Origin of the sequence: Hymenobacter jeongseonensis (assembly GCF_015694725.1) — a bacterium.
GTDB lineage: Bacteria > Bacteroidota > Bacteroidia > Cytophagales > Hymenobacteraceae > Hymenobacter > Hymenobacter jeongseonensis.
Map to the genome: position 1 here is coordinate 87,368 of NZ_JADQDQ010000001.1, position 12,689 is coordinate 100,056.

General features: G+C 61.7%; 13 protein-coding genes. 9 read left to right on the top strand and 4 right to left on the bottom strand.

Annotated elements, in window-relative coordinates; genetic code table 11:
• Window position 1 precedes the first annotated feature (1 nt).
• Together I2I05_RS00380 and I2I05_RS00385 are read left to right on the top strand one after the other, a co-directional pair.
• Window positions 2-583, top strand: a complete 582-nt coding sequence (locus I2I05_RS00380) for a hypothetical protein (protein WP_196280241.1) — start codon at window positions 2-4, stop codon at window positions 581-583.
• 30 nt (window positions 584-613) lie between these two features.
• Window positions 614-1,159 carry a carbohydrate binding domain-containing protein gene (locus I2I05_RS00385; RefSeq protein WP_196280242.1) on the top strand — a complete coding sequence of 182 codons (546 nt, stop codon included), beginning with the start codon at window positions 614-616 and terminating at the stop codon, window positions 1,157-1,159.
• Window positions 1,160-1,234: 75 nt separating this feature from the next.
• Here the strand turns inward: I2I05_RS00385 and I2I05_RS00390 are convergent, their stop codons facing one another.
• The 3 genes from I2I05_RS00390 to I2I05_RS00400 form a co-directional block, all read right to left on the bottom strand.
• The gene (locus tag I2I05_RS00390; RefSeq protein WP_196280243.1) at window positions 1,235-1,501 is read right to left on the bottom strand and encodes a glycosyltransferase; all 267 of its coding nucleotides are present in this window, start codon (window positions 1,499-1,501) and stop codon (window positions 1,235-1,237) included.
• An 89-nt stretch (window positions 1,502-1,590) separates the two neighbouring features.
• Window positions 1,591-2,316 carry a glycosyltransferase family 2 protein gene (locus I2I05_RS00395; RefSeq protein ID WP_196280244.1) on the bottom strand — a complete coding sequence of 242 codons (726 nt, stop codon included), beginning with the start codon at window positions 2,314-2,316 and terminating at the stop codon, window positions 1,591-1,593.
• A 79-nt stretch (window positions 2,317-2,395) separates the two neighbouring features.
• Window positions 2,396-3,190, bottom strand: a complete 795-nt coding sequence (locus I2I05_RS00400; protein WP_196280245.1) for an SDR family oxidoreductase — start codon at window positions 3,188-3,190, stop codon at window positions 2,396-2,398.
• A gap of 273 nt (window positions 3,191-3,463) precedes the next feature.
• Between I2I05_RS00400 and I2I05_RS00405 the strand changes: the two genes are divergently transcribed.
• From I2I05_RS00405 to I2I05_RS00425, 5 genes are all read left to right on the top strand, one after another.
• On the top strand, window positions 3,464-3,994 hold the full coding sequence (locus I2I05_RS00405; RefSeq protein WP_196280246.1) for a 3-hydroxyanthranilate 3,4-dioxygenase: 531 nt from the start codon (window positions 3,464-3,466) through the stop codon (window positions 3,992-3,994).
• Window positions 3,995-4,022: 28 nt separating this feature from the next.
• Entirely contained in the window at window positions 4,023-5,072 is a 1,050-nt protein-coding gene (locus tag I2I05_RS00410; RefSeq protein WP_230688055.1) for an amidohydrolase family protein, read from the top strand.
• 70 nt (window positions 5,073-5,142) lie between these two features.
• Entirely contained in the window at window positions 5,143-6,420 is a 1,278-nt protein-coding gene (kynU, locus tag I2I05_RS00415) for a kynureninase (protein ID WP_196280247.1), read from the top strand.
• 94 nt (window positions 6,421-6,514) lie between these two features.
• Window positions 6,515-7,216 carry a hypothetical protein gene (locus I2I05_RS00420; protein ID WP_196280248.1) on the top strand — a complete coding sequence of 234 codons (702 nt, stop codon included), beginning with the start codon at window positions 6,515-6,517 and terminating at the stop codon, window positions 7,214-7,216.
• 100 nt (window positions 7,217-7,316) lie between these two features.
• Window positions 7,317-7,910, top strand: coding sequence for an alpha-ketoglutarate-dependent dioxygenase AlkB family protein (locus I2I05_RS00425; RefSeq protein ID WP_196280249.1), 594 nt, complete (start codon window positions 7,317-7,319; stop codon window positions 7,908-7,910).
• A 64-nt stretch (window positions 7,911-7,974) separates the two neighbouring features.
• On the opposite strand, the gene I2I05_RS00430 is transcribed toward I2I05_RS00425, so the two are convergent.
• Window positions 7,975-10,692 carry a TonB-dependent receptor gene (locus tag I2I05_RS00430; RefSeq protein ID WP_196280250.1) on the bottom strand — a complete coding sequence of 906 codons (2,718 nt, stop codon included), beginning with the start codon at window positions 10,690-10,692 and terminating at the stop codon, window positions 7,975-7,977.
• Between the two features lie 171 nt (window positions 10,693-10,863).
• Between I2I05_RS00430 and I2I05_RS00435 the strand changes: the two genes are divergently transcribed.
• Window positions 10,864-11,031, top strand: coding sequence for a hypothetical protein (locus tag I2I05_RS00435; protein ID WP_196280251.1), 168 nt, complete (start codon window positions 10,864-10,866; stop codon window positions 11,029-11,031).
• A gap of 256 nt (window positions 11,032-11,287) precedes the next feature.
• Window positions 11,288-12,673, top strand: a complete 1,386-nt coding sequence (locus tag I2I05_RS00440; protein WP_230688056.1) for an FAD-dependent oxidoreductase — start codon at window positions 11,288-11,290, stop codon at window positions 12,671-12,673.
• Window positions 12,674-12,689 lie beyond the last annotated feature (16 nt).

Here is a 12,689-nt window from a genome sequence, read left to right on the forward strand (position 1 = left end):
GATGACACACGCCAGCCGCATGCTCTTATTTGCCAAACCTTGCCGGGCCGCCGCGCTGGCGCTTGTCGGCCTACTGGGCCTGGCCGGGTGCCAGCCCAGCGCTGGCCGCCAGCCAGTGCAGCCCCGGGTGCTGATGCAGACCGGCTTCGAGGAACTGGCCAGCTGGCTCCCCGAGCCGCACGCCAGCCTCACCACCGAAAAAGCCTACGCGGGCAAATTCGCCATCCGCGTCGATTCGAAACACCCGTATTCGGTTACCTACCGCATGCTGCTGAGCAAGCTTAGCCCGCACCACCGCCCCCGGCGCATAACCCTGAGTGCCTGGGCGTGGGTGCCCGGCCCCGAAGCCGATGCCCGCTTCGTGCTGTCCATTGCTCCTGCCGGCGACCCAGACCATCCGTTCTTCACCAAATACGTTTTTCTGGCCGATAGCCGCCCTTTTGGGGAGTGGAAGCCGGTGAGCCGAAGCCTGGACCTGCCCGCCGACCTGCCGTCGAGCAGCGTGCTCGTTGTTTATATGTGGCAAGCCGGCTCGCCGGTCCCGGTGTATGCCGACGACCTGCGCATCACCGAGCTTTGGTAGCCCATCACCCGTTTTTTGCCTGCGATTTCGATGAAAAATCTTCTGTTCTTTTTGAGTACGCTAAGCCTGACAGGGTGCGGCGGCACTGCCACGACAGATGGTGACCCGAATACGCTGTTCGTAAGCGGTTTCGAAACGCTCGACGGCTGGCTACCCGAGCCGCTGAGCGCCACGCTGACCACCGAGCAGGCGCATTCGGGAAAAACGTCGCTCAAGGTGGACGCCAACCACGAGTACAGCCTCACGTACACGAACGTCCTAAGCGAGCTGCGCGAAGCGCGTCCGGACAAAATAAGGGTGTCGGCCTGGGCTTACCTGCCCGGCAACCAAGCCGAAGCGACGCTTGTGGCCTCTATTGCCGACCCAGCCGCTGGTGCTTCGGCCAAGCCCCTGCTCTGGCAAGGCATCAAACTAAACGAGCAGGTGAAAACCACTGGCAAGTGGACGGAGGTCAGCCAGGTTATTACGCTGCCCGCCAGCATCAACGCTTCGCATAGGCTGAGCATTTTCCTGTGGCGCACGGGCGGAAGCCAGCCGGTTTACATCGACGACTTGAAAGTATCAGTCGAGCCGTAAGGCGCGCGTGTACAGCCTCATGGGCTGCATTCCAGATTATTTCTGGCGCGGCGGGTGCTGTAAGTCGGCATCGAGCTAAATAACGCAGTCGCCTGTGGCGTAATCGATGCCCGCCCGCAAGGCGCTCTGGTGGCCAAAGTTGCGCGCCAGCACCACAAAGTGGATGTCAGGGTCTTGGGCCCGCATGTCGCGCAGCACCTGCTGGGTGTTGTCCTGCGAGCCGTCATCGACAAAAATCAGCTCCCGCTCGAAGCGCCCGCTCAAATGCTCTTTGATGCGAGCGGCCACTTCCGGCAGGTTTTCCTCTTCGTTGTAAGCGGGAATGACGATAGAAATTTTCACCGATGTGCATTAAAACCAGAGGCCTGCCCGCTGGTGTTGGGTTGTAAAGCCGTTAAAACTACGGCTGAATTCAAGTAACGCGGCTTGGCCTAGTGCCCCAACAGTCCATACTTTATAATGCAGTAAATGGCCCGAAATCCGTCGCGCCAGCCAATTTTCTTGCCCTCGGCGTAAGTCCGGCCGTAGTAGCTGATGCCCACTTCGTAGAGTCGTACGTCTTTCACCCGCGCCACTTTGGCCGTGACTTCGGGCTCGAAGCCAAAGCGCTTCTCTTCGAGGCGAAGGTTCTGAATGATGTCGCGCCGGAATAACTTGTAGCACGTTTCCATGTCCGTCAGATTTAGGTCGGTCACCATGTTCGAGAGGAACGTCAACACATTATTGCCGATGCTGTGCCAAAAAAACAGGATGCGGTGAGGGTTGCCTCCCATAAAGCGCGAGCCGTACACCACGTCGGCAAAGCCCTTGAGCACGGGTTTGAGGAGGATGTTGTACTCCTCCGGGTCGTATTCCAGGTCGGCGTCCTGAATGATGACGTAGTCGCCGGTGGCCTCGCGAATGCCCGTGTGCAGGGCGGCCCCTTTACCCTGGTTCACGGCGTGCTCCAGCAGCCGCAGGCCCATTTCGGGGTAACGCACGGCATACGCCCGGATGGCATCGCCCGACCCGTCGGTGGAGCAGTCGTTGACCAAGATGATTTCCTTGCCGATGTTGTTTAGTAATTTCAGTTCGCGCAGCAAATCCAGAACCTGATGAATGGTACGGGCTTCGTTATATACCGGAATAACGATGGAAAGCGTGTCGAATTTTACCAAAATCGGGAAGGGCTTGCGTGGCGCAAAAGTAACAGGACATTGACCGGCTGCAGCATTGCCTTTTGGGGTAGAAAGTCCCTTACAAGCTGCCGGTGCGGCCGCCGTCCACGGGCACGCTTGTGCCGGTGATGTAGGCCGCCGCCGGCGACGCTAGGAAGGCCACGGCTGCCGCCACTTCCTCGGCCAGTCCAAAGCGCCGGGCCGGAATCAGCTTCAGCATGTCGGCCTCGATGGCGTCGGCCGACTGGCCAGTTTGGGCAGTTTTCTTTTCGATGAGCGAGGTGTGGCGCTGCGTGAGGGTGGCACCGGGCAGCACATTGTTCACCGTGATGCCGTCCGGGCCCAACTCATTGGCCAGGGTTTTAGCCCAGCTGGCCACGGCCCCGCGAATGGTATTGCTCACGCCCAAGCCGGGCAACGGCACTTTCACCGACGTGCTGACGACGTTGATAATGCGCCCAAACCCTGCTGCTTGCATGGCCGGCACCGTGGCCTGGGCCAGCAGGTGGTTGGCCACGAGGTGCTGCTCGAAAGCGGCCCTAAAATCGGCGGGCGTGGCCGCGAGCAAGGGGCCGCCGGGAGGGCCGCCGGTGTTATTTACCAAAATGTGGAAGCCGGTGGCGGCAGTTGCCAGGTACGCCCGCACGGTAGCCGCCAGGGCCTCAGGTGCGGTAAAATCGGCCGCGATGAAGTCGTGCTGCTGGCCCGCCGGCGTGGGCAGCGACGCCGCCACTTCCTGCAGGCGAGCCGCGTCGCGGGCTAGCAGGGTCACGGTGGCGCCTTGGGCCGCCAGGGCTTCGGCAATGGCGCGGCCAATGCCCTGCGTGGAGCCGCCCACGAGGGCGCGCCGGGAAGAAAGGGGGAAGCTTGTCATGAATAGAAAGAAAAATTAAAAGAACGCCCGGTGCGCTGGCGCTGGCAGGTGATGTGCTTTTGGTTAGAAAAGGCGAACCAATGCGACGCCAAAGTTGCGCTGCGTGCCACCTGCTCCTGGCCTTGCTGCAAGCAAAGCTACCCAACCCGCGCACGCTACCGGTGCGGTGCCGGAGTCGTTATTTTTGCAAAGCGCCCCCCAGTGGAGAACGACAGCATGCGCGGGCCCGGTGCTCGGCAGTAGATTAGCATTCCCAACCAACCCTTGCCGCCCATGATAACCCGTCCGTTTAATTTCCAAAAGTGGATTGACGAGCACCGCCATTTGCTGAAGCCTCCGGTGGGCAACCAGCAGGTGTTCAAAGACAACAAGGACTTCATCGTGATGGTAGTGGGCGGCCCCAACGCCCGCAAAGACTACCACGTGGACGCCGGCGAGGAGCTTTTCTGGCAAATCGAAGGCACGATGACGGTTAAAATCATCGAAGACGGCCAGCCGGTGGACATCACCATTGGGCCCGGCGAGATGTTTTTGCTGCCGCCCAACGTGCCCCACTCGCCGCGCCGCCCGGCCGGCACCGTGGGCCTGGTGCTGGAGCGCTACCGCGACGCCGAGGAAGTAGACGGCTTTCAATGGTACTGCGAAAACTGCGGGCACAAGCTGCACGAAGAGTTCGCCGTCATCACCGACATCGTGGCCCAGCTCCCGCCCATCATGAACAAATTCTGGGCTTCCGAAGAGCTGCGGAAGTGTAAGAACTGCGGCACCGTGATGGAGCCGCCCGCCCCGGTTCCTGCTGCCTAATTCCCGCCCGCTCCACCCTCTTGCCCCGTTGCCGCCCCACCCTGTGCTGAGCATTGACATTCATACCCACATTCTGCCCGAGCGCTGGCCCGATTTAGCGGACCGCTACGGCTACGGGGGCTTCATTCGGCTGGAGCACCACAAGCCCTGCTGCGCTCGCATGATGCAGGACGACAAGTTCTTCCGCGAAGTGCAGGACAACTGCTGGGACCCGGCCGTGCGGCTGCGCGAGTACGACCAATTTGGGGTGCAGGTGCAGGTGCTGAGCACCGTGCCGGTCATGTTCAGCTACTGGGCCAAACCGGCCGACTGCCTCGACCTGAGCCAGCTGCTCAACGACCACATTGCCGGCGTAGTCGCCCGCTACCCCACCCGCTACGTGGGCCTGGGCACCATTCCGATGCAGGCGCCCACCCTGGCCATCAAGGAGCTGGAGCGCTGCATGAAAATCGGGCTGGCCGGCGTGCAAATCGGCTCGCACGTGAACGACTGGAACCTCGACCAGCCCGAACTGTTCGAAGTATTCGCCACCGCTGAGGAGCTGGGCGCTTGCGTCTTTGTGCACCCCTGGGACATGATGGCCCAGCAGAAAATGCCCAAGTACTGGCTGCCCTGGCTGGTGGGCATGCCCGCCGAAAGCACACTGGCGCTCTGCTCGCTCATCTTCGGCGGCGTGCTGGAGCGGCTGCCCAAGCTGCGCGTGGCGGTGGCGCACGGCGGGGGCTCGTTTGCCAGCACCATTGGGCGCATCGAGCACGGCTGGCAGGTGCGGCCCGACCTCTGCGCCGTGGACAACCCCCACAACCCGCGCCAGTATCTGGGCAAGTTTTGGGTGGATTCTCTGGTGCACGACCCGCTGATGCTGGACTACCTGGTGAAGACGCTGGGCGCCGACAAAATCACGCTGGGCTCCGATTATCCCTTCCCGCTCGGCGAGTTGGAACCCGGCCAACTCATCAAGTCGATGCCGTTTCCGGCCGATATCAAGGCCCAAATACTGGGCCAGAATGCCTTGGATTGGCTGGGGCTGACCCAGGAGAAATTCGCCAACGCCTCTTCCCTGCTGGCGGGCCGCTAGCCCGCGTTGGCCCGAATCTTTCCAGCCACTCACAGCCGGGCGCGCGCCCTACTGCCGATATTTGCGCTTTATGAACGACGTTTCCGCTGCCCTTTCCGCTGCCCAACTGGATGCGGCTGACCCCCTCGCCGCATTCCGCCAGGAGTTTCACATTCCGCCGGGTCCCGACGGGCAGCCCTGCGCCTACCTCTGCGGCAACTCGCTGGGCTTGCAGCCCAAAGCTGCCCGTGCGGCCGTCGAGCAAGAATTCGAGGCTTGGGAGCGGCTGGGCGTCGAAGGCCATTTCCACGGCACGTCCCCCTGGATGCACTACCACGAAACCCTGGCCGCGGGCTCGGCCCGCCTGGTGGGCGCCCGCCCTTTGGAAGTGGTGGTGATGAACAACCTGACGGTGAACCTGCACCTGCTGCTGGTGTCGTTTTACCGCCCCACGGCCACGCGCTTCAAGATTTTGATGGAAGGCGGCGCGTTTCCTTCCGACCAATACGCCATCGAAAGCCAAGCCCGCCTGCACGGCCTCGACCCCGCCGACGTGATTGTGGAGCTGGTGCCCCGCCCCGGCGAATACACCCTGCGCACCGAAGACATTGAATCCACCATCCAGGAGTTGGGCGACTCACTGGCCACCGTCCTCATCGGGGGCGTGAACTACTACACCGGGCAGGCATTCGACATGGCCGCTATTACGCGGGCCGGGCACGCGGTGGGCGCGCTGGTCGGCTTCGACCTGGCCCACGCGGCCGGCAACCTGGAAATGCACCTGCACGACTGGGACGTGGATTTTGCCTGCTGGTGCTCCTACAAATACCTCAACTCGGGGCCGGGCGGCACGTCGGGCGTGTTTGTGCACGAGCGGTTTGCCAACCGACCCGACTTGGTGCGGCTGGCTGGCTGGTGGGGCCACGACCCCTCGGACCGTTTCAAGATGAAAAAAGGCTTCCGGCCCATGCCGGGCGCGGCCGGCTGGCAGCTTTCGAACGCCCAGATTTTCCCGATGGCCATTCACCGCGCCAGCCTCGACATGGTGGACCGGGCCGGCGGGCTGGCGGCGCTGCGCCGCAAGAGCGAGCAGCTCACCGGCTACCTCGAAGCCCTCATTCGCGGCCTGGGCTTGCCTACCAGCCAGCTGGAAATCATCACCCCCACCGACCCGGCGCAGCGCGGCTGCCAGCTGTCGGTGCTGGTGCACCAGCGCGGCCGCGAGCTGTTCGACTACCTGGCCAGTCAGGGCATTATTGCCGACTGGCGCGAGCCCAACGTCATCCGGCTGGCACCCGTGCCGCTCTATAATTCGTTTGAGGATGTAAGTCGGGTGGGTCAAGCGCTGCAACAATGGGCGAATGGATGAATGAGCGAATGTGTATTTGTTCGTTTTTAAACTGTCCATCTCCCCACCTTCTTTCTCTCACCCACTCGCTCATTCACGCATTCCCCCATTGAAAATGGAAGATTACGCCGCCAAGATGCTGCTCAAGACCGACGCGGCCCTGCGCGAATACGTGACCGGCCATGCCCAGTACCGCGAGGCCGCCGTGCTGGCCGCCCTCGATGAACTCCGGCGCCGCGGCCAGCCCGCGCCCGAAGAAGCCACCCTGCGCCCCGGCCTAGAAATTGCCGCCGCCGAGCAGCGCGCCCGCGAAGCCGCCGCCGAAGCCGAGCGCGAAGACGCCGCCGCGGCCACTGTCGATGACGGGACCGAAGCCGCAACGGGCCCGGCGCTGTACTCGCCCATCACCATCGTGTTGTTTTCGATTCCCTTCAGTTTTCTGGCGGGCGGGGCCCTGCTGGGCCTGAATCTGTGGCGGCTCGACCGCAAGCGGGCAATACTGGGCCTAGTGCTGTTCGTGGTGGCCTACATGGTACTCGGCGGGCTGGTGCTGAAATGGGCGCTGCCCCGCTACGGCCTGAGTTCTTGGTATGGTCCGCTGTTCAACCTGCCAGCCGTGCTGGTGTACATTCTATGGTTCTGGCCGCGCAACGTGGGCAACGTTAATTACCGCAGCCGAAACTGGTTTTCTGCCCTGCTCGTGTGCTTTGCGTTGGGACTTGGCCTCCAGTACGGCCTCCAAAAGCTGAACGGCTACATCATGGAGAAGCAACCCAAAGAAGTACGCGAGCAGATGGAAAAAATGCTGCCCAAGTGAGGGCAGGGCCGGCGGTTTTGTTTCCAGCAACGGGCCGGCCTCGCTCAACCGGGCTATAAGGAGGCGTTGTTAACATCACGAAGCTGGGTTAAGCATCCGCATGACTTTCTCGCCTTTGCCCCTGCCGCGGGCCGACCTACTGTTTGACCCTGTTTTCCTGCCGGCGGCAGAAGCCGACGTCCTGCTGGCGCAACTCATCCGCGACGTGTCCTGGGAGCACCGGAATATCCGCATTTTTGGAAAAGAGCTACCGCAGCCCCGCCTCACGGCCTGGTACGGCGACCCGGATGCCCGCTACAGCTACTCGGGCCTGGCCTGGGAGCCGCGGCCCTGGACGCTCGCCTTGCATTCCCTGCGGCAGCGCATCGAAACCGCCACGGGCACGGCCTTCAACAGCGTGCTGCTGAACTACTACCGCGACGGCCGCGACAGCATGGGCTGGCACTCCGACGACGAGCCGGAACTCGGGCAATCGCCCGCCATTGCTTCCCTTAGCCTGGGCGCCACGCGCCGCTTTCGCCTGCGGCCCCGCGCCGGGCTCGATTTGCCCCCTTTCGGACTGGATTTGCCCACCGGCAGCCTGCTCCTGATGCGCGGCCCCACCCAGCAGCACTGGCAGCATGCCTTGCCCAAAACCGCCCGGCCCATCGGCCCGCGGCTCAACCTGACCTTCCGGCAAGTATATTCTCCTTGAATGGCACATAAAAAGCCCCGACCTGTGGCAGGCCGGGGCTTTTTGTAGTTGGGGATAGTCGCGGCTACTTGATGTCGAACAACAGCCCGAAGTAGGCGATGCGGCCGATGCTGGGCGCGCCGTATACCTGCAGGTTTTGAGCGTCCAGCAGGTTGGTGCCGCCCACCTGCAGGGTGGTGTGTAGGCTGGGGAGCGTGTAGCCCACTTGCGCGTCGATGGTATGGGCCACGGGCACGGTGCCGGTCGCAAACGTCGACTCGTAGAGGAAGGCATCAACCCAACGGTAGTTCAGGTTGTAGCTCAGCTTGCGCTCGAGCAGCAAGCCGTCGAGGCCCACGTTGAACTTGTGTGTGGGCGTGTTGAAGAACGATTGGGTGCCTGCCTTAAAATCATTGGTGCTAAGCTCGTTGTAGCTGTAGTTGCCGTTCAGGATGAGGGCCGGCGAAAACGAGTAGCTCAAGGTGATGGCGGCGCCTTGGCTTTCCACTTCCTGGTCCACGTTGGCGGCCACCTGAATCACGCGCACCGCGCTGCCAGGAGCGTTGGTGGTGGCCAACTGGGCCGGCGTGGGGCGGGTGCCGTCCACGTTGCCCACAAAGTTTTGCGTGGCAATGAAGTTGTTGTAGCTGTTGCGGAAGTAGTCCACGTCCACATACAGCTTTTTGGCCAGTTGGGCGCGGTAACCGATTTCGTAGCTGTTCACTTCCTCCAGCGTGAGCTTGTCGGCGCGGTACAGGTTGGCCGCATCGGCGGGCGAGGCGCCGCGCAGCACGTTCACGGAGTAGCCGTCGAAGCCGTTGCGGACGTTGCCCAGCAAGATGGCCCGGCCCACGTCGAGCTTGATGTACTGGTCGTTCTGGGTCGGGGCCCGGAAAGCGCGGCTGTAGCTGGCGCGGAAGTTATGCTGCTTGTCGGCGCCCAGCGAGTACACCACCGAGGCGCGGGGCGAGAACGCCGTTCCGAAGTTCTTGAAGCGGTCTACCCGGCCGGCCGCGGCCAGTTTCAGGCGGTCGTCGAGCAGGGTTTTGCTGGCCTGCGCATAGGCGCCGTACTCGTAGTTGGGAATGCGGTCGCCGTCTTTCGTGTCTTCGAACACCGAGCCGTCCGACCCGAGCAGGTATTGGCGGTAGGCGCCGCCTACGGTCAGGTCGGCAATGTCCGATTTGAAGTTGTACTGGGCACTGCCGTCGTTCATGATGGAGCGCAGAATCACGCGCGCGCCCTGGCCCGGCGTGGGATTGTGGGTGATGGCGTTGCGGGCGTCGTTAAAATCAGCCTCGCCGGGCTTCAGCTGCGGGCTCAGGCGGTTGGCTTCGGTCCGGGCAAACAGGGCTGCCGCATCGGCATTGCTGCCATTTCTGGCAAACTCCTGGTTGTAGTTGCGGGCATAGACCTGAAAGTAGTTGTTGGCGAAAGGCAGCTGAGCCGGCTGGCCGGGCTGACCAGCGTAGGTATTCGGCACCAAGCGCGTTTGCAGGAAAGCTCCCAAAAAGCCCAGGTTGTAAGAACCGTCCGAGCTGGGGTCGCGCTGCCCGGAATAGTCGCGGGTGGTAAAACCGCGCACAAACCAATTGCGGCCTTCTACCTGAATCCGGCCCTGGTGCGCGCCGCTGTTCACGAAACGGTAGCGGCTGGCACTTTGGTAGGTGGTGGTGGCGTTGGTATACTTGTAATCGGCCGTGGCTTTGATGCTGTTGGTGAGCAGCACCGACAGGCTGGGGGCCACTTTATAGGAGTGCGTTTTGTCGTCGCCGGCAATCAGGGCCGCCTCCGTGTAGCCGGGCAGAAACACCGTTTTGCCGTTGAGGGCGCCTCCGCTGGCCCCAAACGTATTGCCGATGTCGCCGTAGCGGCTTACCGCGTCGTAGCCCAGGTTTGAACCCATGGCGTTGTTATTTGGCTCAATCAGGTTGGACGTGGCGCTTTCGTTATCGGCAATGAAATCATCGGCCATGGTGGCACTACCGGCGAGTTTAAACGCCACCCGCTCGCCAAATTTCTGGGCGTAGCGCAGTTGGCCGTCCAGCAGGCTGCGGTTGCCGCCGCGCAGGCGCACCGTCAGGCCCTGGTCCTTGAAGGGGTCTTTGGAATTGGTGAGCAGTACACCGTTGAAAGCGTTGGCGCCGTAGAGCGCGGAGGCTGGGCCGTGCACAATCTCCACGCTGGCAATGTCCAGAATGGGCGTGCCAAGGAGGTTGCCGAAGTTGCTGCTCAGGCTGGGAATGGACGTGTCCATGTAGTCGGCCAATTGAATCACGCGCTCCGAGCGCGAGGAGTTGAAGCCCCGCGTGCTGAAGCTGGTCGACAACATGCTGGAGCTGCTGATGTCGATGCCCTTGAACCGGGCCAGGCCCGCCACCAAGTCCGGCGTCGTGATTTGCTCAACCTGCCGCTGGTTCAGCTTTTCCACCGTAACCGGCACCTGGCCAATGCTTTCCTCCACGCGGGAAGCCGCAACTACTACTTGGTCGAGCATGGCACTGGGCCGCAACGTAACGATAAGGGCATTATCGGGCGCACTGATGGGCAACTCCTGGGTTTCGAAGCCCACAAAGGAGACCGAAAGGACAAGCGGCCCTTTCGAAAAATCCGCTTTTACCTGAAACTGCCCTTCCTCGTTGCTACTGCCGCCGGTGTACGTGCCCTTGATAAAGACCGTGGCGCCGGGCAGCGGCGTCCCCGCTTCGGTTTGAACGGTACCGCTGATGGCCTGGGATTCCTGCGCCCAGCTCCCCAGGGGCAGCAGTAAGCATAAAATAATAAGAAAGTAATGTTGACGCATGTATGGAAATTTGAAAAAGTAGGCTGCAAATCTACTGCTTTTTTTTCCAGACAGCTGAAAAAATTAATTCGGCAGCCCCGCCCTAGCAGGCGATTATTTTTCTGATTAATAAACCCTTAGTAAAGAATGCCGGGATGCCCCAACAATTGAGGGTCTCCTTCTTCGCCAACTATGAAGTCTCCCACCCGCAATACATTGGCCGCTGGCTTTAATAGCACCTTTACGGGAATGGTACGCCGCCAGGCAGCAGCGCTGGGACCGAAACTATCAACCATTGAAAACGGGAGCACCACCAACATGGCCCGGCGGCTCGTGGCCCGGCAGCGCCACCGCATGTAGCAGATGCGATGATGGCGAATTCGAAAATTTTTCATAGTAGAAAGTAGTTTAGTTCTAATGCATCAAAGGTCTGGTTGTCGACTTGGTAATTGGCCAAATTCCGACAAACCAATCCCTGCGCCCGACAAACATTCGCCAGCACCCGACGAATCAAAGTGGGAAACGCATTCCCTGCTTTGGAATCGCCTGGCTTGGCCCAATGGCCGGTTTGCATGCCCGGCACGTAGTAGCTTCGTTGCTTCACACTGTTCTTCTTATGTCCGCTCCTGCTTCTTCGTTGCCCGCTGCCGAGCCCCTCACCGTCATGGGGGCCGGTTTGGTGGGGTCCCTGCTCTCGTTGTACCTGGCCCGGCGCGGGCATGCCGTGCAGGTATTTGAGCGGCGCGCCGACCCGCGCCGGGCAGGCTTCCAGGAAGGCCGTTCCATCAATTTGGCCCTTTCCGACCGCGGCTGGCGGGCCCTAGAAGGCGTGGGCGTGGCCGACGACATTCGCCAGGTAGGCATTCCGATGAGCGGCCGGGTGATGCACGACGTGCAGGGCAACCTCACCCGCCAGCCCTACGGGCACGAGGGCCAAGCCATCTACTCCGTCAATCGCGGCCACCTCAACCGCCGCCTGCTCGACTTGGCCGATGCCAACCCCAACGTGGAGCTGCATTTTGGCCAGCAGTGCCTGCACCTCGACCTGAAAAAGCAGGAATTGCACCTGCTCGACACCGCCACCAAGCAGGAGCATACCGAACCGTATACCCGCCTGTTCGGCACCGACGGGGCGTTTTCGGCCGTGCGCGGCGCCTTGCAAAAGACGGACCGCTACGACTACTCGCAGGATTACCTCGATTACGGCTACAAGGAACTCACCATCGAAGCTGGGCCCGGCGGCGCGTGGCAGCTGGAGAAGAATGCCCTGCACATCTGGCCCCGCGGCCAATACCTGATGATTGCGCTGCCCAACCTCGACGGCTCGTTCAACTGCACGCTGTTTTTCCCCTTTGAAGGCGAAGAGAGCTTTGCCGCGCTGAAAACGCCGGCCGACGTCACCGCCTTTTTCACCCGCGTGTTTCCCGACGCGATGCCACTCATGCCGGCCCTGACGCAGGAGTTTTTTGAGCACCCCACTGGCTCGTTGGTCACCATTCGCTGCTACCCTTGGAAGTACGACGACGACGTGCTGCTCCTCGGCGATGCCTCGCACGCCATTGTGCCCTTCTACGGGCAGGGCATGAACGCCGGCTTCGAAGACTGCAGCGTGCTCAACGAGCTGCTCGACCAGCACGGCGACGCTGCTTGGCCCACGATTTTCAGCGAGTTTCAGGCCCAGCGCAAGCCCAATGCCGACGCCATGGCCGACCTGGCCCTCTACAACTTCACCGAGATGCGCGACCGGGTGGCAGACCCGCGCTTCCTGCTGCAAAAGAAAATAGAGGCCAAAATCTCGAATCAATTCCCTGGGCGCTGGACGCCGCTCTACTCCCAGGTCACGTTTTCGCACACGCCCTATGCCGAAGCCTGGGCCGCTGGCCAGCGCCAGGAAGCCATCATGGCCCGGCTGATGCCCAGCATTCAGACCGAAGCCGATTTTGACCTGCCGGCCGTGCAGGCGCTGGTGCAACAGGAAATGCAGCAGAAGGACCTGAACTAAGAACTATCCCACATAA

Coding starts and splice junctions, on each gene's coding strand:
- I2I05_RS00380 (WP_196280241.1), top strand. CDS start 2: ATGACACACGCCAGCCGCATGCTCTTATTTGCCAAACCTTGCCGGGCC.
- I2I05_RS00385 (WP_196280242.1), top strand. CDS start 614: ATGAAAAATCTTCTGTTCTTTTTGAGTACGCTAAGCCTGACAGGGTGC.
- I2I05_RS00400 (WP_196280245.1), bottom strand. CDS start 3,190: ATGACAAGCTTCCCCCTTTCTTCCCGGCGCGCCCTCGTGGGCGGCTCC.
- I2I05_RS00405 (WP_196280246.1), top strand. CDS start 3,464: ATGATAACCCGTCCGTTTAATTTCCAAAAGTGGATTGACGAGCACCGC.
- kynU (WP_196280247.1), top strand. CDS start 5,143: ATGAACGACGTTTCCGCTGCCCTTTCCGCTGCCCAACTGGATGCGGCT.
- I2I05_RS00420 (WP_196280248.1), top strand. CDS start 6,515: ATGGAAGATTACGCCGCCAAGATGCTGCTCAAGACCGACGCGGCCCTG.
- I2I05_RS00425 (WP_196280249.1), top strand. CDS start 7,317: ATGACTTTCTCGCCTTTGCCCCTGCCGCGGGCCGACCTACTGTTTGAC.
- I2I05_RS00430 (WP_196280250.1), bottom strand. CDS start 10,692: ATGCGTCAACATTACTTTCTTATTATTTTATGCTTACTGCTGCCCCTG.
- I2I05_RS00435 (WP_196280251.1), top strand. CDS start 10,864: ATGAAGTCTCCCACCCGCAATACATTGGCCGCTGGCTTTAATAGCACC.
- I2I05_RS00440 (WP_230688056.1), top strand. CDS start 11,288: ATGTCCGCTCCTGCTTCTTCGTTGCCCGCTGCCGAGCCCCTCACCGTC.